The organism is Leifsonia sp. SIMBA_070 (genome assembly GCF_046534635.1).
Classification (GTDB): domain Bacteria; phylum Actinomycetota; class Actinomycetes; order Actinomycetales; family Microbacteriaceae; genus Leifsonia.
Genome location: NZ_JAWRYK010000001.1, coordinates 1595284 through 1619583, shown reverse-complemented (window position 1 = coordinate 1619583; position 24300 = coordinate 1595284). Strand labels below are relative to the sequence as shown.

The 24300-nt window shown below is 69.5% G+C and carries 25 protein-coding genes, 1 tRNA gene and 1 pseudogene; 15 read left to right on the top strand and 12 right to left on the bottom strand.

Going from position 1 to position 24300, the window contains the following annotated elements:
* Positions 1-60 precede the first annotated feature (60 nt).
* The 12 genes from SB754_RS07570 to kdpC all read left to right on the top strand — a co-directional run bounded on the left by SB754_RS07570 (position 61) and on the right by kdpC (position 11837).
* Positions 61-1932: an alkyl/aryl-sulfatase gene (locus SB754_RS07570; RefSeq protein ID WP_410781721.1), complete on the top strand. Its 1872-nt coding sequence runs from the start codon at positions 61-63 to the stop codon at positions 1930-1932.
* A gap of 156 nt (positions 1933-2088) precedes the next feature.
* The gene (locus tag SB754_RS07565) at positions 2089-3384 is read left to right on the top strand and encodes an alpha/beta hydrolase (protein ID WP_410781720.1); all 1296 of its coding nucleotides are present in this window, start codon (positions 2089-2091) and stop codon (positions 3382-3384) included.
* Between the two features lie 72 nt (positions 3385-3456).
* Entirely contained in the window at positions 3457-4323 is an 867-nt protein-coding gene (locus SB754_RS07560) for a cytochrome c oxidase assembly protein (RefSeq protein ID WP_410781719.1), read from the top strand.
* A 122-nt stretch (positions 4324-4445) separates the two neighbouring features.
* Positions 4446-4829 (top strand): PadR family transcriptional regulator, encoded by a 384-nt coding sequence (locus SB754_RS07555; protein ID WP_410781718.1) that lies wholly within the window; start codon positions 4446-4448, stop codon positions 4827-4829.
* A 2-nt stretch (positions 4830-4831) separates the two neighbouring features.
* Positions 4832-5212 carry a DUF1048 domain-containing protein gene (locus SB754_RS07550; protein WP_410781717.1) on the top strand — a complete coding sequence of 127 codons (381 nt, stop codon included), beginning with the start codon at positions 4832-4834 and terminating at the stop codon, positions 5210-5212.
* Positions 5209-6033, top strand: coding sequence for an ABC transporter ATP-binding protein (locus tag SB754_RS07545; protein ID WP_410781716.1), 825 nt, complete (start codon positions 5209-5211; stop codon positions 6031-6033). Before SB754_RS07550 ends, SB754_RS07545 begins: the two co-directional genes overlap by 4 nt.
* Positions 6030-6794: an ABC transporter permease gene (locus SB754_RS07540; protein ID WP_410781715.1), complete on the top strand. Its 765-nt coding sequence runs from the start codon at positions 6030-6032 to the stop codon at positions 6792-6794. The genes SB754_RS07545 and SB754_RS07540 overlap by 4 nt, the downstream gene beginning before the upstream one ends.
* A 288-nt stretch (positions 6795-7082) precedes the next feature.
* Positions 7083-7277, top strand: coding sequence for a hypothetical protein (locus tag SB754_RS07535; RefSeq protein WP_410781714.1), 195 nt, complete (start codon positions 7083-7085; stop codon positions 7275-7277).
* Positions 7274-7363 carry a K(+)-transporting ATPase subunit F gene (kdpF, locus tag SB754_RS07530; protein WP_410781713.1) on the top strand — a complete coding sequence of 30 codons (90 nt, stop codon included), beginning with the start codon at positions 7274-7276 and terminating at the stop codon, positions 7361-7363. Before SB754_RS07535 ends, kdpF begins: the two co-directional genes overlap by 4 nt.
* Positions 7363-9036 carry a potassium-transporting ATPase subunit KdpA gene (kdpA, locus tag SB754_RS07525; protein ID WP_410781712.1) on the top strand — a complete coding sequence of 558 codons (1674 nt, stop codon included), beginning with the start codon at positions 7363-7365 and terminating at the stop codon, positions 9034-9036. Before kdpF ends, kdpA begins: the two co-directional genes overlap by 1 nt.
* A gap of 2 nt (positions 9037-9038) precedes the next feature.
* A complete protein-coding gene (kdpB, locus tag SB754_RS07520; RefSeq protein WP_410781711.1) occupies positions 9039-11204 on the top strand; it encodes a potassium-transporting ATPase subunit KdpB in 2166 nt (721 codons plus the stop codon).
* A gap of 18 nt (positions 11205-11222) precedes the next feature.
* Positions 11223-11837 carry a potassium-transporting ATPase subunit KdpC gene (gene kdpC / locus SB754_RS07515; RefSeq protein WP_410781710.1) on the top strand — a complete coding sequence of 205 codons (615 nt, stop codon included), beginning with the start codon at positions 11223-11225 and terminating at the stop codon, positions 11835-11837.
* A gap of 189 nt (positions 11838-12026) precedes the next feature.
* On the opposite strand, the gene SB754_RS07510 is transcribed toward kdpC, so the two are convergent.
* Genes SB754_RS07510 through SB754_RS07500 form a run of 3 tightly spaced genes read right to left on the bottom strand, consistent with a single transcriptional unit; the run spans position 12027 to position 14434 of the window.
* Complete coding sequence (locus SB754_RS07510) at positions 12027-12389, bottom strand: YciI family protein (RefSeq protein WP_410781709.1); 363 nt, start codon at positions 12387-12389, stop codon at positions 12027-12029.
* A 23-nt stretch (positions 12390-12412) separates the two neighbouring features.
* Positions 12413-14002 carry an AI-2E family transporter gene (locus SB754_RS07505; protein WP_410781708.1) on the bottom strand — a complete coding sequence of 530 codons (1590 nt, stop codon included), beginning with the start codon at positions 14000-14002 and terminating at the stop codon, positions 12413-12415.
* 42 nt (positions 14003-14044) lie between these two features.
* Positions 14045-14434 (bottom strand): RidA family protein, encoded by a 390-nt coding sequence (locus tag SB754_RS07500; RefSeq protein WP_410781707.1) that lies wholly within the window; start codon positions 14432-14434, stop codon positions 14045-14047.
* Positions 14435-14760: 326 nt separating this feature from the next.
* On the opposite strand from SB754_RS07500, the gene SB754_RS07495 reads away from it, so the two are divergent.
* On the top strand, positions 14761-15249 hold the full coding sequence (locus SB754_RS07495; protein ID WP_410781706.1) for an FBP domain-containing protein: 489 nt from the start codon (positions 14761-14763) through the stop codon (positions 15247-15249).
* Positions 15250-15268: 19 nt separating this feature from the next.
* On the opposite strand, the gene SB754_RS07490 is transcribed toward SB754_RS07495, so the two are convergent.
* Entirely contained in the window at positions 15269-16117 is an 849-nt protein-coding gene (locus tag SB754_RS07490; protein ID WP_410781705.1) for a class II glutamine amidotransferase, read from the bottom strand.
* Between the two features lie 146 nt (positions 16118-16263).
* On the opposite strand from SB754_RS07490, the gene SB754_RS07485 reads away from it, so the two are divergent.
* The gene (locus SB754_RS07485; protein WP_410781704.1) at positions 16264-16488 is read left to right on the top strand and encodes a hypothetical protein; all 225 of its coding nucleotides are present in this window, start codon (positions 16264-16266) and stop codon (positions 16486-16488) included.
* 48 nt (positions 16489-16536) lie between these two features.
* On the opposite strand, the gene SB754_RS07480 is transcribed toward SB754_RS07485, so the two are convergent.
* The 5 genes from SB754_RS07480 to SB754_RS07460 all read right to left on the bottom strand — a co-directional run bounded on the left by SB754_RS07480 (position 16537) and on the right by SB754_RS07460 (position 22723).
* Entirely contained in the window at positions 16537-16968 is a 432-nt protein-coding gene (locus SB754_RS07480) for a VOC family protein (protein WP_410781703.1), read from the bottom strand.
* 70 nt (positions 16969-17038) lie between these two features.
* On the bottom strand, positions 17039-18106 hold the full coding sequence (locus SB754_RS07475) for a zinc-ribbon domain-containing protein (RefSeq protein WP_410781702.1): 1068 nt from the start codon (positions 18104-18106) through the stop codon (positions 17039-17041).
* A gap of 98 nt (positions 18107-18204) precedes the next feature.
* Positions 18205-18960, bottom strand: a complete 756-nt coding sequence (locus tag SB754_RS07470) for a DUF1295 domain-containing protein (protein WP_410781701.1) — start codon at positions 18958-18960, stop codon at positions 18205-18207.
* Between the two features lie 92 nt (positions 18961-19052).
* Entirely contained in the window at positions 19053-21338 is a 2286-nt protein-coding gene (locus tag SB754_RS07465; RefSeq protein WP_410781700.1) for a glycoside hydrolase family 3 C-terminal domain-containing protein, read from the bottom strand.
* Positions 21339-21403: 65 nt separating this feature from the next.
* The gene (locus SB754_RS07460; RefSeq protein ID WP_410781699.1) at positions 21404-22723 is read right to left on the bottom strand and encodes an MFS transporter; all 1320 of its coding nucleotides are present in this window, start codon (positions 22721-22723) and stop codon (positions 21404-21406) included.
* A 99-nt stretch (positions 22724-22822) separates the two neighbouring features.
* Between SB754_RS07460 and SB754_RS07455 the strand changes: the two are divergent.
* Positions 22823-22999, top strand: a pseudogene (locus SB754_RS07455) (helix-turn-helix domain-containing protein); the annotation flags it as partial.
* Positions 23000-23080: 81 nt separating this feature from the next.
* On the opposite strand, the gene SB754_RS07450 reads toward SB754_RS07455, so the two are convergent.
* The 3 genes from SB754_RS07450 to SB754_RS07440 form a co-directional block, all read right to left on the bottom strand.
* Complete coding sequence (locus tag SB754_RS07450; protein ID WP_410781698.1) at positions 23081-23449, bottom strand: hypothetical protein; 369 nt, start codon at positions 23447-23449, stop codon at positions 23081-23083.
* 82 nt (positions 23450-23531) lie between these two features.
* A tRNA-Val gene (locus SB754_RS07445) sits at positions 23532-23604 on the bottom strand.
* A 32-nt stretch (positions 23605-23636) separates the two neighbouring features.
* Complete coding sequence (locus tag SB754_RS07440; protein WP_410781697.1) at positions 23637-24107, bottom strand: peroxiredoxin; 471 nt, start codon at positions 24105-24107, stop codon at positions 23637-23639.
* Positions 24108-24300: the final 193 nt, after the last annotated feature.

Below are 24300 nucleotides of genomic sequence, written 5' to 3'. Positions count from 1 at the left end.
CCGCCGCCGAAGCCCACCCGCGATCCTGTGAGCGTCGGTCACAGGTCGGGAGGCTGGAAGATGCGTCAGAACGAACCCTCGGAGCCCATCGTCGCCGCGAATCGCGCCTGGCTGGAACGTGAGTACTTCAGCGACACCCAGGACTTCGAGGATGCGGAACGCGGATTCCTCGGCACGTGGGAGAATACGGCCATCACGGCGGCCGACGGGAGGGTGGTCTTCGACCCGTCGGCGTTCGAGTTCCTGACCGGTGACGCGCCGGACTCGGTGAATCCGAGCTTGTGGCGCCAGGGCACCCTGATCCGCAAGCATGGCCTGTTCGAGGTGGTCGACGGCATCTACCAAGTGCGGGGTTTCGACCTGTCGGTGATGTCGTTCATCGAAGGCGACACCGGCGTCGTCGTGGTCGATCCGTTGGTCTCGCAGGAGACCGCCGCAGCGGCGATGGAGCTGTACCGGGCTCACCGCGGCGACAGGCCAGTTCAGGCGGTCGTCTTCACGCACTCCCACATCGACCACTTCGGCGGGGTCCTGGGTGTTGTGGACCCGGCTGACGTGGCCGTGGGCCGGGTCGACATCGTCGCTCCCGAGGGTTTCCTGGAGCACGCCGTCGAGGAGAACGTGTACGCAGGGACTGCGATGGCGCGCCGGGCAGGCTACATGTACGGCGCCGTGCTCGCCCGCGGCCCGCTCGGACAGGTCGGCGCAGGCCTCGGCCAGACCAACTCGGTCGGGACGCCCGGCATCCTCCCGCCTACGGTCGAGATCTCCCCCTCCCGCCTCACCTACGAGGTCGACGGCATCGGCTTCGAGTTCCAGCTCGCGCCCGGCTCTGAGGCGCCTGCCGAGATGCACTTCTACCTTCCTCGTTACCGGGCGTTGTGCATGGCGGAGAACGCCACACACAACCTCCACAACCTCCTCACCCTGCGCGGAGCGCTGGTGCGGGACCCGCACATGTGGTCGCGGTACCTGACAGAGGCGATCCGGCGCTTCGGGCAGCGGTCGGATGTGCTGTTCGCCTCCCACCACTGGCCCACCTGGGGTACCGAGCGCGTACTCCACTTCCTCGGCGTGCAGCGGGACCTCTACGGCTATCTGCACGATCAGACGCTCCGCCTCCTCAATCAGGGCTACAACGGTGCGGAGATCGCGGAGACCTTCCGGATGCCACCGGCGTTGGAGGCCGAGTGGAGCACTCACGGCTACTACGGGTCCGTATCGCACAATGTGCGCGCGATCTACCAGCGCTACATGGGGTTCTTCGACGGGAATCCGTCGCGGCTCTGGCCGCATCCGCCGGCGGAGCAGGCGCAACGCTGGGCCGCCCTGGTGGGCGGTGCGGACAAGCTCGTCGAGGCGGGCCGCGCCGCCTCGGACGCCGGCGACTTCCGCTGGGCCGCGACGCTGCTGGACACGGCCGTTTTCGCCGAGCCGGACAACGCCGAGGCGAAGGCGCTCCTCGCCGACACGTACGAGCAGCTCGGGTACGGTGCGGAGAACGCCACCTGGCGCAACTTCTATCTGTCGGGCGCCACCGAATTGCGTGACGGCAATTTCGGGACGCCCATCGGCGCGAACGCTCCCACGATCGTCGGCCAGTTGTCCCCGGAACAGATCTTCGACGCCATCGCCATCCAGGTCGACGGCCCGGCGGCCTGGGAGCTGGATCTCGCGCTGGACATCACCTTCGCCGACTCGGCCCGCAGCTTCCGCGTCACTCTGCGGAACGGAGTCCTCGTCTACGTCGAGGCGGAACCGGCCGACGACGCCCAACTGCACCTGACGTCGACCCGCGTTCGCTTCCTGGCCCTGGCCGCAGGCGACACCACCTCCGACGGCCTGACCTTCGAGGGCGACGCGACAGTCCTCGCCCGCCTCACCGCAGTCCTGGACGCCGGCGATCCGGACTTCAACATCGTCGTGCCCTGAGAGCACTCCCTCGAGCGGTGGGTAGATGCCGGAATTCTCGGCCAGTTGCGACATCTGCTCACCACTCGACGGGTCGTAAGCGGGCGCGTCACCGGGGGACGCTATGCTCGGGACTGCTTCGCGGGGCGAGGGCGGAGGCGGAGCAGGGGGTGGGGAGTGTTCGACGGGCTTCTCGGCGTCGATGTCGTGGATGGACCGGTGCCGGTGGTCGTGTTCGCCTGCGCGCTGGGCCTACTGGCCGGGGTGCTCCTCCGGCGGCCGACGCGGGGCTGGCTGATCCGGCTGGCGGCCGCGGCCGCAGCGGGGGTTCTCGCCGCTGTCGTGACCTGGCTGGTGTGCATCCGCTGGCTGAACCTGTTCGGCGAATCCCTCGGCTTCGGCAACTACCTCTGGCTCGCCGGCGCCTTCGTCGCCGTGGCCGTCGCCCTGGTCAGCATCCGGCGGCGCCCGGCGTGGCGGACCGTCGTCGCCATCGCCGCGGTGCCGGTGTTCCTGCTGAGCGCCGCGATCGGGATCAATGCGAACTACGGCCTCAACCGCACCGTCGGCAGCGTGCTCGCGATCGCGGTGCCGCGCCCGGTCAAGCTCGCACCGCCTCCCGCCGTGTCCGAGGCGTACGACGCCTCCCTCTGGAAGCACTGGTCCCCGCCGGCCGATATGCCGGAGCACGGCCTCCTCGGCACGGCGAAGATCCCGGCGACCATGAGCGGCTTCCACGCCAGGGACGCCGGGCTCTACCTTCCGCCGGCCGCGCAGGTCGCACACCCTCCCGCACTCCCCCTGATCGTCATGATGATGGGTCAGCCGGGCAACCCCGACCCCGAGCCGATCGGCGAGGTGCTCGACGCGTACGCGGCCACCCACCACGGCTTGGCCCCGGTCGTCGTCGTGGCCGACCAGCTCGGCAGCCCGTACCAGGACACGCTGTGCCTCGACACCGCCACGTTCGGCAAGGCTGAGACGTACATCACGCGGGATGTCACCGCCTGGGCCGAGAAGAACCTCCCGGTGACGAAGGACCACCGCTTCTGGACCGCCGCCGGATACTCCAACGGCGGGCTCTGCGCGCTCTCGTTCGCGATCGACCACCCGAACCTCTTCAGCCGCATCCTCGACATCTCGGGTGAGGAGTTCCCCGGTGCCGAGCACCCAGACGCCACTCTGAAGGAAGCGTTCCACGGCGACCGTGCGGCGTACGAGGCGACGAAGCCCTTCGTGAAGCTGCGGACTTTCTCACATCCCGGGATGACCGCCATCTTCACGGCGTGCCGCGACGACCCTCCCTACCACCACGTCGCTCTGCGGGCGCAGGCCGCCGCCCGCGGGGCCGGAATCGACTCCGCCTTCGTCGACGTACCCACCGGCGGTCATGGCCGCGGTGCGCTCATGGGAGGCCTGACCGGAGGCATCAAGCTGCTCTACCCGGTGCTGGGGCTGGAGCAGCCGGGCTGAGTCCCAGGTTCACGGCAGCCAGAATGGCAGGAGCATCCCGTCGCGATTGGAGCCGCCACGCCTCCCCTGTCCGTGTTCCTCGGCACGTGGTCGTTCGACCCCGCGGCCGCCGCCCTGCTGATAGCCGCCGCCGGGCTCTATGCGGGAGGCGTCCTCCGGCTCCGTGCGCGCGGTCACCGCTGGCCCGCGCGGCTGACCCTCGCCTTTCTGGGCCTCGGACTCGGGTCGTACGCGGTCGTGTCCTTCGGTTTCCTCGGCGCCGAGAGCTCGGACCTCCGCTGGGCGTTCACCACGCGGATCGCGCTGCTCCTCTTCGTGGTCCCGGCGCTCGTCAGCCTCGGCCGGCCCATCGCGCTCGCGCGGGTCGCTCTCGGCCCGGCCGGGCGACGTCGCGCGGACCGGGCGACGCGGTCGTGGCCGGCGCGCGTCTTCGGCAACGCGATCTTCGCGCCCGCGTTCGCCTGCGCCGTCTTCCTCGTGTTCCTCACACCGGTCTCGGCGATCCTGCGCGACTCCCCCTGGTCGGAGTGGACGATCTCCGTCCTCGTGCCCCTGTGCGGTCTGCTGCTCGTTCTTCCGATCGCGGCCCACTCGATCATCCGCACCGGGTTCTTCATCACGGTCGAGTTCCTGCTCGCGTTCGTCGAGCTGCTGCTCGACGCCATCCCGGGACTTCTGCTGCGCCTGAACGACGGTGTTCTCGACCACGCCCCCGCGATCCTGGGTCGCCTGCCGCTGTGGTTCCCATCGCCGCTCCACGACCAGCACCTGTCCGGCGACCTGCTCTGGTTCATCGCCGAGATCGCCGACGTTCCGGTGCTCGTGCTCCTCTTCGTGCGCTGGATGCGCCTCGATCGGCGCGAGAGCAAGCGGCTGGACGAGCTGACCGACGATGAGATGGCGGAGCTGACCCGTCAGCACCTCGGCCAGCGCAGCTGAGGGCTCCCCCGCCCCGCTGTCCATCTCCCGCTCGAGAATTTCCGGTAATCAGTGTTGCCAAGTACCGGTACTCAGTGTTACTTTCTACCAGTAGTCAACATCACTGAGTAGGAGGTGACCCGATGGGCAACCAGATGACGGAGATGCTGAAGGGCACTCTCGAAGGCATGGTCCTCGCGATCCTCGCCGGCCGACCGGCGTACGGGTACGAGATCACCGCGCGGCTGCGGGACCAGGGCTTCACCGACCTCGTCGAGGGCACGGTCTACGCGCTCCTCGTGCGGATCGAGCAGCGCGGATTCGTCGACGTGACCAAGGTCCCGTCGGAGAAGGGACCGCCCCGCAAGGTGTTCTCGCTGAACGCCACGGGCCGCGAGCAGCTCGCCGAGTTCTGGCGGACCTGGGGCTTCCTCGCCGAGCGCATCGGCGAGCTCCACGACGAGAGCAACGACAGCAGCAACACCGACGACAACGACAGCACGGCACACACCGAAGGGAACGACTGATCATGGCAGCGAAATGGATCGAAGCCCTCACGGGCTCGCTCGAGCAGAAGAAGCAGTACCGGCAGTCCGTCGCGCGCATCGACGCGCTCCCCGAGCCCTACCGCGGCTCCGCCAAGGCGTTCCACCGCTACTTCCTGTACCAGGGCGGCCTGGTCGACGGAGACGTCCTGGTGACGATGTTCAGCGATTTCACCGACCTGTGGGAGCGGGCGGCCGCCGACGGCACGCCGATCCGCGAGGTCGTCGGGGACGACCCGGCGGAGTTCGCCGAGACGTTCGTCGAGGCGTACACGGGCAGGCGCTGGATGGACAAAGAGCGCGACCGGCTCGCCAAGGCGATCGACACGGCCGTCGACGAGGAAGCGAAGGGGAAGACGTCATGACCACCGCAACACTCGACCCGGCCATCCGGGTGCAGGGCATCACCAAGTCGTTCAAGGATCTGGAGGTGCTGCGCGGCGTCGACTTCGAGGTCACGCCCGGCAGCATCTTCGCCCTCCTCGGCTCCAACGGCGCCGGCAAGACGACCCTCGTCCGCATCCTCGCCACCCTGCTGAAGGCGGACGGCGGCAACGCCAGCGTCCTCGGATTCGACGTCGCCTCCTCCGCGGGGGACGTGCGCCGGTCACTGAGCCTCACCGGGCAGTTCGCGGCGGTCGACGAAGTCCTCACCGGGCGGGAGAACCTCATCCTGGTCGCCAAGCTCCGGCACCTCAAGAACGCCGGGGAGGTGGCCGACCGGATGCTCTCCCGCTTCTCCCTGGACGACGCGGGAGACCGCAAGGCGGGCACCTACTCCGGCGGGATGCGGCGCCGGCTCGACATCGCGATGAGCCTGATCGGCGACCCGCCGATCATCTTCCTCGACGAGCCGACCACCGGCCTCGACCCGCAGGCCCGGCTGGAGGTGTGGGAGACCGTGAAGGGTCTGACCCGGAGCGGCACCACCGTCCTCCTCACCACGCAGTACCTCGACGAGGCCGAGCAGTTGGCCGACCGCATCGCGATCCTGCACAAGGGCACCATCATCCAGAACGGCACGCTCGCCGAGCTGAAGAAGCTCCTCCCCCAGGCGAAGGTCGAGTACGTGGAGAAGCAGCCCACCCTCGAGGAGGTCTTCCTCGCCCTCGTCGGCGACGACGAGCCCCAGCAGGCAGAGTCAGCGTCGGCAGAGTCACAGCAGGCAGGAAAGGAACTCTCATGAGCACCTATGTCCTCAGCGACACGCGCACCCTCACCGGGCGGTCGCTGCGCCACATCCTCCGCAGTCCGGACACGATCATCACCACCGCGGTCACGCCGATCGCCTTGATGCTGCTGTTCGTGTACGTGCTGGGAGGGGCCATCCGGATCGGGAACGGCCAGTCGTACATCGACTACATGCTTCCGGGCATCCTCCTGATCACCATCGCCTCCGGGATCGCGTACACGGCCTACCGGCTGTTCCTCGACCTCCAGGGCGGGATCTTCGAGCGCTTCCAGTCCATGCCGATCGCGCGGTCGTCGGTGCTCTGGGCCCACGTGCTGACGTCCCTGGTCGCCAACGTGATCTCGGTGGCGCTGGTCATCGGCGTCGCGCTGATCATGGGGTTCCGGACGGGAGCGTCGGTCGGCGCGTGGCTCGCCGTCGCGGGCATCCTCATCCTGTTCACCCTGGCCCTGACCTGGATCGCAGTGATCGCGGGGCTCTCGGCCAAGACCGTGGACGGCGCGAGCGCGTTCAGCTACCCGCTGATCTTCCTGCCGTTCATCAGCTCGGCGTTCGTCCCCACCGAGTCGATGCCGGCGCCGGTCGCCTGGTTCGCCGAGAACCAGCCGGTCACGTCGATCGTCGACACGATGCGGGCTCTGTTCTCCGGGCAGCCGGTGGGCACCGACATCTGGGTGGCGCTCGCCTGGCTGGTCGGGATCCTCGTGGTCGCGTACGCCTTCGCGATCGCGAAGTACCGCCGCAAGTTCAACTGACCGCAGCACCCACCGATGCCGCCCGCCTCCCCCGAGGCGGGCGGCATTCTGTGTGCTCGCGCCCCAGTCCGCGGCCACGCACTCACCGATTCGTGACGAATGCGGGCTTTGGCGGGCGATTTCGCCACATTCGTGACGAATGTGCCCGCCGCGCGATTCAGCCGATTCGTGACGAATCGGGTTTCTGGCGCGCGGTTTTGCCACATTCGTCACGAATCGGACGCCTGCCGACGCGTGGAAGGAGCGGGCGTAAGGCGGGCGTCAGGATCGGAACGGGAGGCGTATGGATTGCGTGAGGAACGGGGTCGGGGAGGCCGCAGCGGAGTTGGATCGGGGATTGCGCCCCACGGCGCGCGGCGGTCCGACCGGGCCGTCGCCGTCCTCCGAACGGAGTCTCTCGTGCTTGACGTCGTCTACGTGCTGGGCGCCATCGCCCTGTTCGTGATCGTCGGACTGCTCGGCAGGGCGGTGGAGAAGCTGTGATCGTCTTCACTCTCCTGGCCGCCGCCCTCGCCCTCGCCGCCCTCGTCTACCTGGTGGTCGCCCTCCTGAAACCGGAGCGGTTCTGATGGAGTGGTTCGGGGCCGTCGCGTCCTTCCTCACCGTCGCGCTCATCATCGGGATCCTGTACCGCCCCTTCGGCGACTACATGGCACACGTCTTCACCACCGCGAAGGATGCCCGCATCGAGCGCGGCGTCTACCGCCTGATCGGCGTCGACCCGCGCGCGGAGCAGACGTGGCAGGCCTACCTGCGCAGCGTCCTCGCGTTCTCGGCTGTGGGTCTCGTGCTGCTGTATGTGCTCCAGCGCGTGCAGCAGTGGCTGCCCTACTCGCTCGGCCTGAAGGCGCCATCGCCCGACCTCTCGTTCAACACGGCCGCGTCGTTCGTCACGAACACCAACTGGCAGTCGTACTCCCCCGAGCAGACGCTCGGCTACACCGTGCAGTCCGCCGGCCTCGTCGTGCAGAACTTCGTCTCGGCCGCGGTCGGTCTCGCCGTGGCGATCGCGCTGGTCCGCGGCTTCGCCTCCCTGCGCTCCGGCACGATCGGCAACTTCTGGGTCGACCTGATCCGCGGGACGGTCCGTATCCTGCTGCCGCTCTCGGTCGTCGCGACAGTCGTGCTCATCGCCGGAGGCGTCATCCAGAACGTCAACGGGTTCACCGACGTCACCACCGTCGCCGGCGCGACCCAGTCCATCCCGGGCGGACCCGTCGCCTCCCAGGAGGCCATCAAGCTGCTCGGGACCAACGGCGGCGGCTTCTTCAACGTCAACTCGGCGCACCCGTTCGAGAATCCGACGGCCTGGACGAACATCCTCGAGATCGTGCTCCTGCTGCTGATCCCGTTCACGCTCCCCCGCACGTTCGGCAAGATGGTCGGCGACCACAAGCAGGGCTACGCCATCCTCGGCGTGATGGGAATCCTCTACGTCGCCTCCCTCACCGCTCTGACGGCGCTCGAGGAGGCCGGGCTCGGCACTGCTCCACAGCTGGCCGGAGCGGCGATGGAAGGCAAGGAGGACCGGTTCGGCATCGCCGGATCCACCCTCTTCGCGACGAGCAGCACCCTCACATCGACCGGTGCGGTCAACTCGATGGGCGACTCGTACACCGCCCTCGGCGGGATGATGCCGATGGTCAACATGATGCTCGGCGAGATCGCGCCGGGCGGGGTCGGGTCGGGGCTGTACGCCATCCTCATCCTCGCCGTCATCGCCGTCTTCATCGCCGGGCTCCTCATCGGGCGCACGCCGGAGTACCTCGGCAAGAAGATCGGGCCGAGGGAGATCAAGCTCGCGAGCCTGTACATCCTGGTGACGCCGACCATCGTCCTCGCCGGGACCGCGCTCAGCTTCGCGATCCCCGGCGTCCGGGAGAGCGTGGAGAAGACATCCATCCTCAACCCGGGCGTGCACGGCCTCTCCGAGGTGCTCTACGCGTTCACCTCGGCCGGGAACAACAACGGCTCCGCCTTCGCCGGGCTCACGGCGAACACGCCATGGATGAACACCTCGCTCGGCGTCGCCGTCCTGCTCGGGCGCTTCGTCCCGATCGTCTTCGTGCTGGCCCTCGCCGGCTCGCTCGCCGCCCAGGACCGCGTCCCGGCCACCGCGGGCACTCTGCCGACGCACCGGCCGCAGTTCGTCGGCCTCCTCACCACCGTCTCGATCCTCGTGACGGCGCTCACTTTCTTCCCCGTTCTCACGCTGGGTCCCCTGGCGGAAGGGCTGCACTGACCATGTCCACCATCACAACCGACGACTCCACCGCGACGCGGACTCCGGAGCACGGCTCGACCCGCACACCCGGCGGCGCATTCTCCTGGAAGCAGGTGGTCGGCGCCCTTCCCGGAACCTTCCGCAAGCTCGACCCTCGGCAGCAGTGGCGCAACCCGGTCATGTTCGTCGTCTGGGTCGGGGCCGTGCTGACGACGGCGCTCGCCATCGCCGAGCCGTTCATCGGCGGCCCCGGCACCTCCGGCGGAACGGCGGTGCCCTGGTCGTTCACCGCGGCGATCGCGATCTGGCTCTGGCTGACCGTCCTCTTCGCCAACCTGGCGGAGGCGGTGGCCGAGGGCCGGGGCAAGGCGCAGGCCGACACGCTGCGGAAGACCCGTACCAGCACGCTGGCCCGCCGTGTCGTCTCGTACGACCCATCGGAGGACGCGTCCGCCCAGGGCAGCGTCACCGAAGAAGTACCGTCCGGCGAGTTGCGGCTCGGCGACATGGTCGTGGTCACCGCCGGCGACCTCATCCCGGGCGACGGCGACATCGTCTGGGGCATCGCGTCGGTGGACGAGTCGGCGATCACCGGTGAGTCGGCTCCGGTCATCCGCGAGTCCGGCGGAGACCGCAGCGCCGTCACCGGCGGCACCCGGGTGCTCTCCGATCGGGTCGTGGTGCGGATCACCTCCAAGCCCGGCGAGACCTTCGTCGACCGGATGATCGCCCTCGTGGAGGGTGCAGCCCGGCAGAAGACCCCGAACGAGATCGCGCTGTCGATCCTGCTCGCGGCCCTGACGATCGTCTTCGTGGTCGTCGCGCTGACGCTGAACCCGATCGCGTCGTACGCCGCCAAGCCGGTCAGCATCACCGTGCTGGTGGCGCTGCTCGTGTGCCTCATCCCGACCACCATCGGCGCCCTTCTCAGCGCGATCGGCATCGCCGGGATGGACCGGCTCGTGCAGCGCAACGTGCTCGCCATGTCGGGCCGAGCGGTGGAGGCCGCGGGCGACGTGACGACGCTTCTCCTGGATAAGACGGGGACGATCACCTATGGAAACCGGCGGGCCAGCGCGTTCGTGCGGTTGGGAGGCGTGCAGGAGCAGGAGCTGATCCGCGCGGCCGCCCTCTCGTCGCTCGCCGACCCGACGCCGGAGGGCACCTCCATCGTCGAGCTCGCGGTGCAGGAGGGCGTCGACGTCGGCAGCACGGCTCCGGGCCTGATCGTCCCGTTCACCGCCCAGACGCGCATGTCCGGGCTGGACCTCCCGGACGGCTCCCGCATCCGCAAGGGCGCGGGGTCCGCCGTCGTCGCCTGGTTGCGCGACGAGGGGCAGCAGTTGTCCGCCGCGGTGACCGCCGAGCTCGACGAGCAGGTCTCGCGGATCTCGCAGACCGGCGGAACTCCACTGGTCGTCGCCACCATGAGCGCCACCGGCGACGGTCGCGTGCTCGGTGTCGTGCACCTGAAGGACGTGGTCAAGGCGGGCCTCGTCGAGCGTTTCGCCGAGCTCCGGACCATGGGGATCCGCACGGTGATGATCACCGGAGACAACCCCCTGACCGCTGCGGCGATCGCGAAGGAGGCCGGCGTCGACGACTTCCTCGCCGAGGCGACGCCGGAGCAGAAGCTCGCCTACATCCGGAAGGAGCAGGAGGGCGGCAACCTCGTCGCGATGACCGGCGACGGCACCAACGACGCGCCAGCGCTGGCCCAGGCGGATGTGGGGGTCGCGATGAACTCCGGGACCTCGGCGGCGAAGGAGGCGGGCAACATGGTCGACCTCGACTCCGACCCGACCAAGCTCATCGACATCGTCCGCATCGGCAAGCAGCTGCTCATCACCCGCGGTGCACTGACCACCTTCTCCATCGCCAACGACGTCGCCAAGTACTTCGCGATCATCCCGGCGATGTTCATGGGCGTCTTCCCAGGGCTGGGCGTGCTCAACATCATGGGGCTGCACTCCCCTGCGTCCGCGGTCCTCTCGGCGATCATCTTCAACGCGATCATCATCGTGCTGCTGGTGCCGCTCGCGCTGCGCGGGGTGCGCTACCGGGCGGCGGACGCCTCCGCGACGCTCACCCGCAACCTGCTCGTCTACGGCGTCGGCGGCATCGTCGCGCCCTTCATCGGGATCTGGCTCATCGACCTGGTCGTGCGCCTCATCCCCGGCTTCTGAGACTCGAGGAGATCTCCGATGAACATCACCACACGCTCCACCGGTCGCATCACGTGGGTCGCGATCCGCGCCATGCTCCTGCTCACCGTCGCCCTCGGCGTCGGCTACACCGTCGTGATGACCGGGATCGGCCAGCTCGCCTTGCCGGCGCAGTCGAACGGCTCCCTCGTGAAGAACGAGGAGGGGAAGGTCGTCGGCTCCGCGCTGCTCGGTCAGTCGTTCTCCGACGCGAAGGGGAAGCCCCTGCCGCAGTACTTCCAGCCGCGGCCCTCGGCCGCAGGCTCCGGGTACGACGGCGCGGCGTCCTCGGGGTCGAACCTGGGGCCGGAGAACCCGGACCTGGTGAAGGCCATCCGCGAGCGGAAGGCCGCGGTCGCCGCCTTCGACGGCGTCAGCGAGGCGCAGGTTCCCGCCGATGCGGTCACTGCCTCCGGCTCCGGTCTCGACCCGCACATCAGTCCCGCGTATGCGGCCATCCAGGTGCGCCGGGTCGCCGAGGCCCGCGGTCTCACCACCGCACAGGTGGAGGTGCTGGTCGCGCAGAACACGATCGGGCGCGACCTCGGCTACCTCGGGGAGCCCGTCGTCAACGTCCTGCAGCTCAACCTCGCGCTCGACCGGCTGGGCCGGTGAGCGGGCTTGCCGATGACAGGCTCCCCGTCAACTGTTGACGGTTTCTGTCCGCAGAATTGAGGACACGGGCCCCGGCCGGTTAGCGTGGTCGAGGCCCGGGGATGCCGGAACCGACGCGGAAACGAATTCTTTCAAACGAAGACGTCTCAACCCGACGCGAACGGATCGGCATCCCGGGGGAACCCTCCCTCAGCCGGCGCTGTGATCGACCAGCGGCTGCACCTGGACACCGCTGTGATCGTGCCGCGCCTCCGCCAGCAGGGTCGCCAGCCGGACGGCCGCCTCCCGCTCGGGTGCGTCGAGCAGGTAGAACCCGCCGACGACCTCCTTCGCTTCGGTGAACGGGCCGTCGACCGTGGTCGGCTCCCCGTTGTCCCCGCGGCGCACCGTGACTGCTGTCGCGGAGCGCTCCAGCTCGCCGGACGCGACGATCGCATCTCCCGCCTGCCGCCGGAACTCACGGTGGGCGGAGTCGATCTCCTCCCGCTCGGCCTCGGTCATCGTTCCCCAGCGCGACTCGTCGCCCTGGATCAGGATCATGAACTGACTCATGTGCACTGCCTCCTTGTATCGGATCATCTCCTGCCCAGACGTCGAACGGGAAGGCTCCGGATCGACAGGGTCGCCGCTGCCGGGCAGGGGTGTGCGACGGCGCCGCAGGGGTGGATGATGCCGTCGAGAGCAACCGAACCGATCAGGAGGCGGCATGAGCGACGCAGGCGACACCCAGGACTCCGCAGCGAACCGGCGCGACGGCGAGTACCCCGACGACGCCGGTTACCCCGACGGCTCGGGAACCCTCGACGAGGGAACCGGAGCGTTCCAGGAGGGTCCGACCGGCGACGAGGCGGCCGACGACGGTGGCCGCGACGATACCGGTGCGGAGGGTGAGGCGATCGTCGAGGAGCTGAGCGAGTTCGACGGCCCCGACGACCGGGACGAGTAAGACGCGACCGCGACCAGTGGGACGCGACCGCGACGAGCAAGACGCGACCGCGACGGATGACGGCCTGAGCCCGCGCCGGACCGGGCGGAGCATCCGGACCCGCGGCCCGGACGGGTGAGGGCCCCGGGTCGTTCGCCGGAGGACGTCCACGGACCGTGCGCAGCATGGCGCTGACCATCGCGTTGCCGACGGCGATGAGCGGCACCGCGAACAGCGCGCCGGCCACCCCGGCGATCCCCGTGCCGGCCGCGACAGCGACCACGACGGCCAGTGGGTGCACCTTGACGGCGCCTCCGACGAGGAGGGGCTGCATGACGTGCGCCTCGAGCAGGTGGACCAGGAGCACCCCGGCCAGCATGATGAGCGCCTGGACGGGCCCGGCGAAGACGAGCGCGATCGCGACCGCGATGATCCCCGAGACGATCGCACCGATCACCGGGATGAACGACGCGAGCAGCACGATCACCCCGATCGGGATGGCCAACGGCAGCCCGAGGAAGAACGCGACCAGTCCGATCCCCACGCCGTTGACGACCGCGACCAGGATCTGGACGCGCACGAAGCTGGTCAGCGTGCGCCACCCGGCCTCTCCCCCGGCCTGCAGCGCCGGGCGCCCGTTGCGCGGGAGCAGCCGCGTGATCCAGCGCCAGATGCCGCCGCCGTCGATCAGCAGGAAGATCGTGGCGAACAGGGCGATCAACGTGCCTGCGAGGAGGTGACCGGCCGTCGAGCCGACGCGCACCGCTCCCCCGACCAGTGCGCCGCTGTCCCTCTGCAGCATCTGGCCGGCGCTGGAGATATAGCCGGCGAAGTCGCGGTCGCTCACGTTCCAGGGCGGTTGCCGCAGCGCGCTGCGTGCTCGGTCGTAGGCAGCGACGGACTCGTGCTCCAGCCGTGGGAGACCGGCACGGACCTGCCAGACCACGAGCAGGACCAGCCCGGCGACCACGGCGGCGAATGCGACGAGGCAGACCAGGATCGCGAGCCACTTCGGCCAGTGCCGCCGGATCAGTGAGGCCACTGTGGGCTGCAGCAGTGCCGTCACCAGCAGCGCGACGAGCAGCGGAATGACGATGTCCGAGAAGATCGTCACGAGGTATACGACCACCGCCGCAAGAGCGACGATGGCGAGCAGCCGCCACGACCACTCCGATGCCGCCCGAACCCCGCTGGGGACGGTGGACTCCGGCTCCGGCCGGCTGCGTGCGAACGAGACCATCCGTCATCCTCTCCGCTCGTGCCCGGCGAGCATACGCCGGGATCAGGCGGGGACGGAGGCCAGAGCGTCGATCTCGACGAGCGCGCCGGGGCGGGCCGGCGCGACCGTCAGCACGGTGACCGCTGTGCGGTGGTCGCCCCACACGGTGCGGGTGGCGCCGTACGCCTCGGTCGGGTCGATGCCGGGCGCCAGGTGGATGGTGAGCCGGGCGACGTGCTCGGGGCCGCATCCCGCCTCGGCCAGCACGGCGAGGAGGTTCCGCAGTGCCTGCTCCGTCTGCGCCTGCAGGCCGTCGAGCAGGGCGCCCTCGGCATCCACTCCGTTCTGCCCTCCGACGACCAGCACCGGGCCGGCCGGGATGATCATCCCCTGCGCGAAGGCGGGGCTCCGGTACAGCTGCGGCGGGTCGACGGGCGTCGGTTCGGCGGACATGATGCATCCCTTCGGTCGTGTGGCTTCAGCCTCCCCTGCACCACCGACATCGCCGCGCTACAGTGGAGAGCGTGAATCCGCTCATCTCGCAGCCCACGCGGTCCTCCGCCGGGCGTCTGGAGGTCGTCGGCGCGCTCAGCGCCGGCGCGAGATAGCGCTGTCCCTTCCCGGCCATTCCCGCGCGAGCACATCCCGTGCCACTGCGCATCGCAGCCACGGCGCATTCCGCCGCTCCGGCGCGCTCCCGTCGATCCGGCCTGCCCGGCGACGCCTTCGCGGACGATCCGTCCGTCAACGACCGATTCACGACAGTCAGGTTTTCACCCATGCTTCCACTGACCGAGCAGCAGCTCCGTTCCTCCTTCGTCAACGCGTCCCAGCGCGAACGCAAGGAGCTCACCCTCCCCGACCTGGCGCAGCTGCGCTGGGACGACCTCGACTACCTCGGCTGGCGCGACCGCAAGCAGCCCGCCGTCGGCTACGTCGTCGCCGAGATCGACGGCGCGCCCGTCGGCGTCCTCCTCCGGCAGGCCGAGGGCCGGGCCCGCTCCCGCCCGCAGTGCTCCTGGTGCGAAGACGTGCACCTGCCGAACGACGTCCTGTTCTTCATCGCCAAGCGCGCGGGGAAGGCCGGCCGCAGCGGCAACACCCTGGGCACGCTCGTCTGCGCCGGCTTCGAGTGCTCGGCGAACGTCAGGCGGCGGCAGCCGACCGCGTACGTCGGCTTCGATGTCGAGGCCGCCCGGCAGCACCGCATCGAGGCGCTCCGGGAGCATGTCGACGCGTTCGTCCGCAGGGTGATGGACGGCGACTGAGGCCGGTGGTGGCGGCCGCTCAGGCCGCCACCACCTCCTCCAGGAACGGCTCGTGGTGGTAGCCGTCGTCGTCCAGAATGGCGACGGTCGACTCCGGCACCTCCAGGAACGCCCCGGGCACGTCGGCGAACGGCTCCGAGACGACGACCTTCGCCTTGTCGCCGAAGACGTTCAGCCGGTCGGCGTCCGGATACAGTTCGCGCAGCTCTGGGAGCGCCACCGAGTGGAACAGACTGCGGCTGTTGTGCGAGGTGGAGTAGCGGAACGCCCACAGTGTGTGCCCGTCGGACACCGCCACAGTGCCCTGCATCGGGAAGCGGATCCCCTTGGCGTGGCCCACCTCCTCGACCATCCGCACCGCCCGGCTCAGCCCGGCCACCGGGTCGTCCAGCAGGCCGAGCGAGATGGCCAGGTAGAACAGCACCTCGGTGTCGGTGGTGCCGTGGATGAGCGGGTACAGCGACGCGTCGATGGCGAAGGCCAGGTCTCGCTTCATCTCGGCGAAGCCGTCGAGGAAGCCGTTGTGCATGAACAGCCAGTTCTGGTAGCGGAACGGGTGGCAGTTGGTCTGCTGGATGGGCGGCCCGGCCGCCGCGCGCACGTGCGCGAAGAACAGCGGGCTGGCGACGGCGCCCGCCAGCTCCCGCAGGTTCTCGTCGTTCCAGGCCGGCTCGATGCTGTGGAACAGTGCCGGGATGTTGCCGTGAGACGCATCCTCGGGGTACCACCCGAAGCCGAAACCGTCACCGTTGACCGTCTCCACTCCGAGTTCGGAGTTGAGCGACTGCGCCACCAGCGAATGCTGCGTGTTCAGGATGAGTTCGGAGGGCTTCAGCGGCTCCCCTGTGTATGCGAGCCAGCGGCACATGACTTCCTCCTCGAGATCCGGATGCGGACGGCTGAACCCTAGCTCCGCTCCGAGCGCTTCGGGAAGGGAGCAATCCGTCGGCGACTCCTCCGGAGCAGCGGTGTCAAGCCCTGGCCGCGGACCAGCCGGTCTACTTCACTTGAGTCATGAAAACGCACGTGAGGTTCGTCCGGCAGGGGCTGGAGGTGTCGGAGATCTCAGACCACGAATGGCGGGTCAGCGATACCCGGGTCGCCGCGCTCGGCGCCCCTCCCGTCGTCGGGTTCATCCTCCAGCTGGACGCGATGTTCGAGGTGACGCAGATCGGCCGGCCGGGCCGCCGCACCTACTTCCGGTCGTTCGACGCCGCGCTGGACGAACTGCACGGCTGAAGCGTCGCGCGGGGGAATCGGTACGCCCGCCGACTCCGAGCGGCCGGCTCAGACGGCGGATTCCTCACGTGGGCTCCCCGCGATGTTGATGAGCCACTGGATGCCGAACCTGTCGATCGCCATCCCGAAGCTGTCACCCCAGGGCGCCTTGTTCAGCGGCTCGAGCACGGTGCCGCCCTCGACAAGCTTCTTCCAGTAGCCGGTGAGTTCCGTCTCGTCGTCGCCGCTCAACGAGATCGAGATGTTCGAGCCTGGATTCAGCTCCATGTGGGCGGGGACGTCGGCTGCCATCAGGGTGAAGCCGCCCGGCGTGGTGAGCTGCGAGTGCATGATCAGGTCGTTGTCGGCCGGGTCCTGCGCGAGCTGGAACTCGGCGAACGTGCTGCGCTGCACCTCCCCGCCGAACACCGACTGGTAGAAGTCCAACGCCTCGCGCGCCTGGGCACGGAAGTTCAGGTAGGGGTTCAGGATCGACGGCATGGTGTCCTCCTCGGTTCGCCGTCCAGGGTAGCGAGGGGCGCACCGCACTGGCCAGAGGTGGCGGCTGCGATCAGCGCAGATAGGCCGCCACGAACAGCTCGCCCCGGATCTCCCCCAGCCGGTCGACGATGCGGTCCACGAGCGTGTCCGTCACGCTGCCTGCCTGCAGGTCGTAGGGTCCGATCGGCTGCAGCTTGCCGCAGCGCACCCGCACGACCTCCCAGCCGACCGCGCGCAGCAGCCGGTCCTTTCGGCGATCCGAGGTCTCGCGCGGGCCGACGTGCTCGAGGCCGTGCCGCCCGGTCGTGTCGTATTCGACCGCGACGCGGAGTTCGGGCAGGAGGATGTCGGGCCACACCTCCAGGTGGGAGTGGAACGGCGTCGCGACGCGGACGGCGTTCATCCCGAGATCGAGTTGGAGGCGTTCCGTCAGGCGCCGCTTCAGCTCCGGCTCGGCAGCGGAGGCCGGCGAGGGCGCCCACCGGCTGACGAACGCCTCCCCGACCGCGACCCGGTCCGCTCCGGCGCGGGCGTGGCGGCAGACCGGGCACCTCTTCCCGCCGAGGATGCGCTCGATCTTCGCCTGGTAGGTGGGATGCCCGTCCGGGCACTGCCATGAATAAGCGCCCGCCGTGCCGTTCTCGGCCGACACCGCGACACGGGAGCCGGGGGCCGCCATGCTGACGAGCTGTTCGCGCGTCAGGCTCTCGCGGTCGAGCCTCCTGCACAGGTAGCAGCGGTCGTCGGCCGGGTCGGCCTCGATCCGGCGAGGGTCGCGGGCATGGCCGCAGACGTGCGTCCCCGCGTCCGGCTCCGGCTGCCGCACCGGTCGCGGGGCCGCCAGCTCGGCGCACTGCGGGCACCAGGCCGACCGCCTCCGCGTACCGCCCGGACGCGAGCGCTGCTCCTCCGGCGTCGCGACGAAGCGGTGCCCCGCGTCGCACTCCCAGACCAGGTAGACGTCGGCCGCGGGCGGCACCTGGGTCAGCGTGATGCCGTGGTTGAGGTCGGGATGGTACTGCCGGATGAGCACGGGGTAGCGCTCCCAATCGGTGCGGTAGCTGCCGATGGGGTACGGCACTGCGGCGCCTTTCGACCATCGGCGGCGCGCCCACCACTGCTCGACGCTCTCCGGCACAGCGCATCCCTTCTCCCGAGGGCAAGCGTAGGCACGACCACCGTCATCGGAGGACCGGCAGTGCGCGGCAGGCCGAGGGCGGGAGGCGCGCCGACCCTTCAGAGCACGAACGGCAGCAGCGCCCGGCGCTCCGGCGGATAGTCCGCGAAGGTCTCGCGGTACCAGCGGTGGTTGGCGAACGCCCGCGGCGCCAGATTCGCGATCGTGTACAGCGCGAACGCCGTTCCGGCGAGCGACCAGGTCGCGATCGCCCAGCCCGTCCACTCCACCATCTCGCCCAGATAGTTGGGACTCGACACGTAGCGGAAGCCGCCGCCGTGCGGAATGCGGTAGCCGCCCGAGCCGTCCCCGCGCAGACGCCGCAGCGTGCGGTCCGACCGCATGTTCAGCGTCAGCCCGCCCGCGAACAGGACGAGTCCGATCCAGAATCGCGGGTCCGCGAGCCAGCTCGCCGGGTAGACGCCGTACTCCGAGATCCAGCGGGCGTTCACCCACGCATTGAGGAGGTTGAACGCGATGGCGAGGAGCATCACCAGCACCGGCATCCGCGATCCCGAGCGCATCAGGAACGGGTACACGAAGGCCCGGTAGACGTAGTGCACCAGCCACAGCGCCAGGAACAGCAGCGGTACGAGGTCGAAGCGGTGCGTGCCGAGCGCGTAGAAGACGACGAAGAGGACGGCCGCTGGCGCCTCCATCACGACCCAGCCGACGCGCGCCGGAACGGTGGCTCCCCAGCCCGTGCGCCCGTGACGGCCGCCGTACGGCGCGACGATGAACAGCAGGGCGACGAACGTCACCAGGGCCAGCGCGAGCTCGGCGTAGACGAACCAGCGGTACGCTCCCTCGGGCATGCGGCAAGGCTAGCGGGTCGCGCGAACGAGTGGTCCCGACATGCCGTCATCGCACCGAGCGTGGCGGCATGTCGGGACCAGTGGATGCGTGCTCAGCCCTGCGGGGCGTTCGCCGCCGCGATCAGTCCGTCGATCATCTCCGGCGTGACCTGGCCGCCCGCCATCATGCCGATCCGCCCGATCGGGAACGACGCCATCATCCGCTCCATCGACACTCCCTCCGGCATGATCGCGGAGGCGCCCTCCAGCATCTGCGCCATCCCGGCCATCGCCGCCTGCACCATCGGGCCGGCGACGGGATGCGCGAGCACCTCGCCGAGGGACGACTCGCGGGTCAGCGGAAGCCGCAGCTCATCGCCGGCCACCGCGACGGTCGCGCGGGAACGCAGGTCGCGGCTGCTCGCACCGACCTCGACCACGTACTCGCCGCCCTCCACGACCCAGCGCTCGGCGCGGACGTGCCAGTACGCCAGGTCGGCGCGCCGGAGCCGGATGGCGACGTCCCGCGACTCCCCCGGCGCGAGCTCCAGCGACGCGAAGCCCTTCAGCTCGCGCGTCGGCCGCTGCACCGCGGATCCCGGAAGCGACGTGTACACCTGCACGACCTCCCGGCCGGCCCGGTCGCCGCTGTTCGTCACCGTGACCCGCACCTCCACATCCCCGCCGTCGACCGCCGTGACCGTCGCCTCCCCGTACCCGAAGGTCGTGTACGACAGTCCGTGGCCGAACGGGAACGCGACGTCCATCCGGCGCGCGTCGTACCAGCGGTAGCCGACGAAGAGGCCCTCGCCGTAGCGGACGTGCCCCTCCTCGCCGGGGAAGTCGAGGAACGCGGGGGTGTCCTCCAGTCGGTTCGGGATGGTCTCGGCCAGCTTGCCGGACGGGTTCACCGCACCGAACAGCACGTCCGCTGTCGCCGATCCGCCCGCCTGGCCGAGCAGCCACGCCTCGACCATCGCGGGGACACGCCCGGCGAACGGCAGGGCCACGACTCCCCCGTTCGACAGGACGACAACGGTCCGCGGGTTCGCCGCGACCACCGCGTCGATGAGCGCCAGCTGTTCGGCCGGGAGGTCGATGTCCTCGCGGTCGTAGCCCTCCGACTCGAGCCGTGCGGGCAGGCCTGCGAAGACGACCGCGACGTCGGCGGCGGCGGCGGCCGACACCGCCTCCCCGCGCAGGCGCGCGGTCTCCTCCTCCGCAGCATCGGCCGCAAGCGAGAAGCCCGGCGCGTACGTCACGTCGTGGGCGGCGACGCGGATCGACGTGAGCGCGTCGTCCAGCCGGGTCGGGCGGATCATCGACGACCCGGCGCCCTGATACCGCGGCTTCTCGGCGAAGGCTCCGATCACCGCGAGCGACTGCCCGGCACGGAGGGGAAGCAGCGGCTGTCCGCCCTGCTCGGGCGCGTCGTTCTTCAGCAGCACGATCGACCGGGAGGCCGCCTCGCGCGCGAGCGCGTGGTGCGCATCCACGTCGAGCGGGCCGTCGACCCGCGGCGTCGCCGCCCAGCGCACGGCGAGGTCGGCGTTCCGCTGCGCCGACGCATCCACGAGTGCCGCGTCGATGCTGCCGTCGGCCACAGCCGCCACCACCCGGGCGTCCGTGTCGCCGCCCGATCCCGGCATCTCCAGGTCGAGGCCCGCCCGCAATGCGGCGACCCGGTCGCTCACCGCGCCCCAGTCGGAGACCACCAGCCCTTCGAAGCCCCACTCCCCGCGGAGCACATCCGTCAGCAGCCAGCGGTTCTCGGACGCGAACACCCCGTTGATGCGGTTGTACGAGCACATCACCGTGTGCGGCCGCGCATCCTCCACGACGCGCTGGAACCCGCGCAGGTAGATCTCGCGGAGCGGCCGAGGGTCCACGTCGGAAGACGACCGCATGCGGTCGTCCTCCTGGTTGTTCGCCGCGAAGTGCTTCAGCGAGGCGCCGACGCCCTGCGACTGGATGCCCCGGACCAGGCCGGCTCCGAGCACGCCGGACACGATCGGGTCCTCGCTGAGGTACTCGAAGTTGCGGCCGCACAGCGGAGAGCGCTTGATGTTGATCCCGGGCCCGAGGATGACCGCGACATCCTCGATGGACGACTCGACGCCCAGGGCGGTGCCGACCCGCTCGGCCAGCTCCGCATCCCACGCGGACCCCAGCGCGACCGCCGGCGGGAAGCAGGTGGCCGGCACGCTGTCGCCGAGGCCCAGGTGGTCACCGCCCTCCCGCTGCTTCCGCAGGCCGTGCGGCCCGTCGGTCAGCATGACGGACGGGACGTCGCCGACGGCCTTGGTCCGCCAGAAGCTCTCCCCGCTGAGCAGGGACGCCTTCTGCTCGAGGGACAGGGCGGAGAGGTCTGCGGAAGCCGTCGTGGTGGTGTCGGTCATGGGGTTCCTTTCGTGTGCTGCGTGGTGCGTGGTGTGTGTCGCGTGAAGCGGGGTCGAGAATCGGGTCAGCGGGTCGCCTTGATGGGCCAGACGGCCAATGCCCCCAGAATGCCCAGCACGATCCCGATGGGGAAGAGCGCGGCGTACCCGAGGGTGAGGACGATCGCGCCGGCGACGCCCGGAGCGAGCGTCTGCGGAAGCGTCGCGGCGATATTGACGACGCCGAGGTCCTTCGCGAACGACTTCGCCGACGGGAGCACCTCGCTCATCAGCGCGGTGTCGACGGCCTGGAACATCCCGAAACCGAAGCCGGAGATGACGGTCATGATCACCCAGGCAGTGATGTCCGGCCAGATCCACGGCAGCAGGAACGCGAGGCTGACGACCGCGGCGGAGGCGAACACGAACGGCTTGCGGCGGCCGAAGCGGTCGGAGAGCGGGCCGGCGACGATGGTGGAGACGAGGATGCCGACCAGGCTCAGCAGGCCGAGGATCGGAATGACCTGCTCCGGGTGAGCGACGTGGAAGTAGTTGGTCAGCAGGAACAGCTGGAATCCGGTGACGGCGAAGTAGCCCGTGTAGAGCAGGAGGCGGCCGGTGAACGCCCAAAAGAAGTCGGGATGCGCGACCGGGTTCACCCAGAACGTCTTGAGGAACTCGACGAAGGTGAACGGCTCGCGCTCCAGCTTCGTGCTCGGGTAGTCCGGGTTCATCACCACGAACAGGCTCAGCATGAGCAGGGCGAACACCGCGAAGAAGACGTAGCCGACGGCGATGCTGTTGAAGAAGAGCGCACCGACGATGGTCCCGCCGAGGGCGCCGACCATCAGGCCGATGCCCATGAAAGCGGCGAAGGTGCCGCGGCGCTTGAGGGGAACGCGGTCGGGCATCACGGCGGTGAGCGGTCCCTGGGCGAAGTTGTAGCTGATCTGCACCAGCGTCCAGGCGATCGTCACGCCGATCAGAGTGTTCGCGAATGCCAGCCCGACCAGCGAGAGACCGCCGGCGAGGGCGCCGATCAGGATCCACGGCGCGCGCCGGCCGAACCGCGACCGCGTCCGGTCGGAGATCTGTCCGGCGATCGGCTGCGCGACCATGGCGGCGAACGCGCCGATCGTCGCGACGATCGTGAGGTTGGCGACCTGGTCCTCCTTGCCGAACAGGACGGTGATCTGCTGCGGCAGGAGGATGCCGGGCAGCGCTCCCCAGATCAGGTAGATGCCGATGTTGGCGGGAAGGATCCACGCCATCAGGCGGCGGAGGCCCCTGATCGGAGCGGGCGGATCGTCGTTGCCGGAGGCGGTTCCGACGAAGGTGCTGGTGGTGATCGGGGCGGCCGGGTCGGCGGCGGGTTCGCCGGTCGGGACGGAGGTGTCTGACGTCATTGTCGTGCGGGTCCTCTCACCGTCCACCGTGGACGGGTGGCAAAACCTTACGACACTCGGTTTTCAGAAATCAAGCGATGTTCGGTTTATCCTCGTGACATGGCACGGCGAGGGGCGTACGCGAAAGGCGTGGCGAAGCGGGAGGAGATCCTGGAGCGCGCGCTCGACGTGATTGCGCGCGAGGGCTACCGCGGCGCATCGGTGAAAGAACTGGCCGATGCGGTCGGGCTGAGCCAGGCCGGCCTCCTGCACTACTTCGACAGCAAGGACGAGCTGTTCACGGCCATCCTGCGCAAACGCGACGAGGTCGACACCCGCCGCTTCGGGGTGATCGACGACGAGACGACGCCCGAGCGGTTACGCGAAGGATTCGTCGGCATCGTCCGCCACAACGCGGAGGTTCCCGGGCTGGTGCAGCTGTTCTCCCGGCTGGCCGTGGAGGCCGGCGACCCCGAGCACCCCGCCCACGCCTACTTCTCCGAGCGCAGCCTCGCGCTGCGCGACACCTTCGCCCGCGCGCTGGAGCGGCAGCAGCAGGAGGGCCGGGTCACGACCGCACTGGATGCGGACACCCTGGCGCGCATCCTGCAGGCGGTCGCCGACGGCCTCCAGCTGCAGTGGCTGCAGGACCCGACGGTCGACATGGCCGCCACCCTCGACGCCCTCTTCGCCCTGCTGGCTGCCGCACCCGCTCCGTCTCGGGAAGTCGGCCCTGGCTTCGGGCACAGCATCGAACCGACGACTCCGTCTCGGAAAGTGGGCCCCGCCTTCGGGCACAGCATCGAACCGACGACTCCGTCTCGGAAAGTGGGCCCTGCCGGGTTCGAACCGACGACATCCACGGTGTAAACGTGGCGCTCTACCAGCTGAGCTAAAGGCCCGTAATGCCCGTCCAGCCTAGTGGACGTGGCGGTCAGACGTGGGCCGGGAGGCGGTCCAGCGCGGCGCGGTAGGAGTCGATGGAGCGGGCCTCGCCGGGGGCGGTGATGAACGAGGCACGGATGATGCCGCGCTCGTCGATGAGGAACGTCGCACGGTTCGCGAAGCCCTTCTCGGGCAGGAAGACCCCGTACTCCTTCGCGATCTCACCGTGCGGCCAGAAGTCGGCGAGAAGCGAGAACCCGTACCCCTCCTGCTCCGCCCACGCGCGGAGCGTGAACTTGGAGTCGACGGAGATCGCGAGCATCTCGACGCGGTGGTCCTCGAACAGGCCGAGGTTGTCGCGGAGCGCGCACAGCTCGCCGGTGCAGGTGCCGGAGAACGCGAGAGGGAAGAACACCAGCGCGACCGCTTTCCGTCCGCGGAAGTCGCTGAGCCGCACCGCCTCCCCGTACTGGTTCAGCAGCTCGAAGTCGGGTGCCTGGGTGTCGTTCTCGAGGGCCATCGGTCGTCCTTTCACGCCTGCGTGACGTGACTCGCCGCAGGCACGAAGCCACAGCTTAGACCCGCTCGCCGGGAGGGCCAAGCGACGGTCAACAGGAGTCCCGGAGTGCGGCTAGGCTGAAAGGTGGTGCCCGCGCTTGTCGAGAACCGACAGCACTCCGGCACGTCCACGATCCATCCGACACAAGAAAGAG

What these genes read in the sequence shown, in the direction of transcription:
- SB754_RS07570 (WP_410781721.1), top strand. Translation starts at nt 61, where the DNA reads ATGCGTCAGAACGAACCCTCGGAGCCCATCGTCGCCGCGAATCGCGCC.
- SB754_RS07495 (WP_410781706.1), top strand. Translation starts at nt 14,761, where the DNA reads ATGCTTCCACTGACCGAGCAGCAGCTCCGTTCCTCCTTCGTCAACGCG.
- SB754_RS07500 (WP_410781707.1), bottom strand. Translation starts at nt 14,434, where the DNA reads ATGTCCGCCGAACCGACGCCCGTCGACCCGCCGCAGCTGTACCGGAGC.
- SB754_RS07545 (WP_410781716.1), top strand. Translation starts at nt 5,209, where the DNA reads ATGACCACCGCAACACTCGACCCGGCCATCCGGGTGCAGGGCATCACC.
- kdpB (WP_410781711.1), top strand. Translation starts at nt 9,039, where the DNA reads ATGTCCACCATCACAACCGACGACTCCACCGCGACGCGGACTCCGGAG.
- SB754_RS07550 (WP_410781717.1), top strand. Translation starts at nt 4,832, where the DNA reads ATGGCAGCGAAATGGATCGAAGCCCTCACGGGCTCGCTCGAGCAGAAG.
- SB754_RS07460 (WP_410781699.1), bottom strand. Translation starts at nt 22,723, where the DNA reads ATGACGTCAGACACCTCCGTCCCGACCGGCGAACCCGCCGCCGACCCG.
- SB754_RS07555 (WP_410781718.1), top strand. Translation starts at nt 4,446, where the DNA reads ATGGGCAACCAGATGACGGAGATGCTGAAGGGCACTCTCGAAGGCATG.
- SB754_RS07505 (WP_410781708.1), bottom strand. Translation starts at nt 14,002, where the DNA reads ATGGTCTCGTTCGCACGCAGCCGGCCGGAGCCGGAGTCCACCGTCCCC.
- SB754_RS07540 (WP_410781715.1), top strand. Translation starts at nt 6,030, where the DNA reads ATGAGCACCTATGTCCTCAGCGACACGCGCACCCTCACCGGGCGGTCG.
- kdpA (WP_410781712.1), top strand. Translation starts at nt 7,363, where the DNA reads ATGGAGTGGTTCGGGGCCGTCGCGTCCTTCCTCACCGTCGCGCTCATC.
- SB754_RS07490 (WP_410781705.1), bottom strand. Translation starts at nt 16,117, where the DNA reads ATGTGCCGCTGGCTCGCATACACAGGGGAGCCGCTGAAGCCCTCCGAA.
- SB754_RS07440 (WP_410781697.1), bottom strand. Translation starts at nt 24,107, where the DNA reads ATGGCCCTCGAGAACGACACCCAGGCACCCGACTTCGAGCTGCTGAAC.
- SB754_RS07510 (WP_410781709.1), bottom strand. Translation starts at nt 12,389, where the DNA reads ATGAGTCAGTTCATGATCCTGATCCAGGGCGACGAGTCGCGCTGGGGA.
- kdpC (WP_410781710.1), top strand. Translation starts at nt 11,223, where the DNA reads ATGAACATCACCACACGCTCCACCGGTCGCATCACGTGGGTCGCGATC.
- SB754_RS07465 (WP_410781700.1), bottom strand. Translation starts at nt 21,338, where the DNA reads ATGACCGACACCACCACGACGGCTTCCGCAGACCTCTCCGCCCTGTCC.
- SB754_RS07480 (WP_410781703.1), bottom strand. Translation starts at nt 16,968, where the DNA reads ATGCCGTCGATCCTGAACCCCTACCTGAACTTCCGTGCCCAGGCGCGC.
- SB754_RS07470 (WP_410781701.1), bottom strand. Translation starts at nt 18,960, where the DNA reads ATGCCCGAGGGAGCGTACCGCTGGTTCGTCTACGCCGAGCTCGCGCTG.
- SB754_RS07485 (WP_410781704.1), top strand. Translation starts at nt 16,264, where the DNA reads ATGAAAACGCACGTGAGGTTCGTCCGGCAGGGGCTGGAGGTGTCGGAG.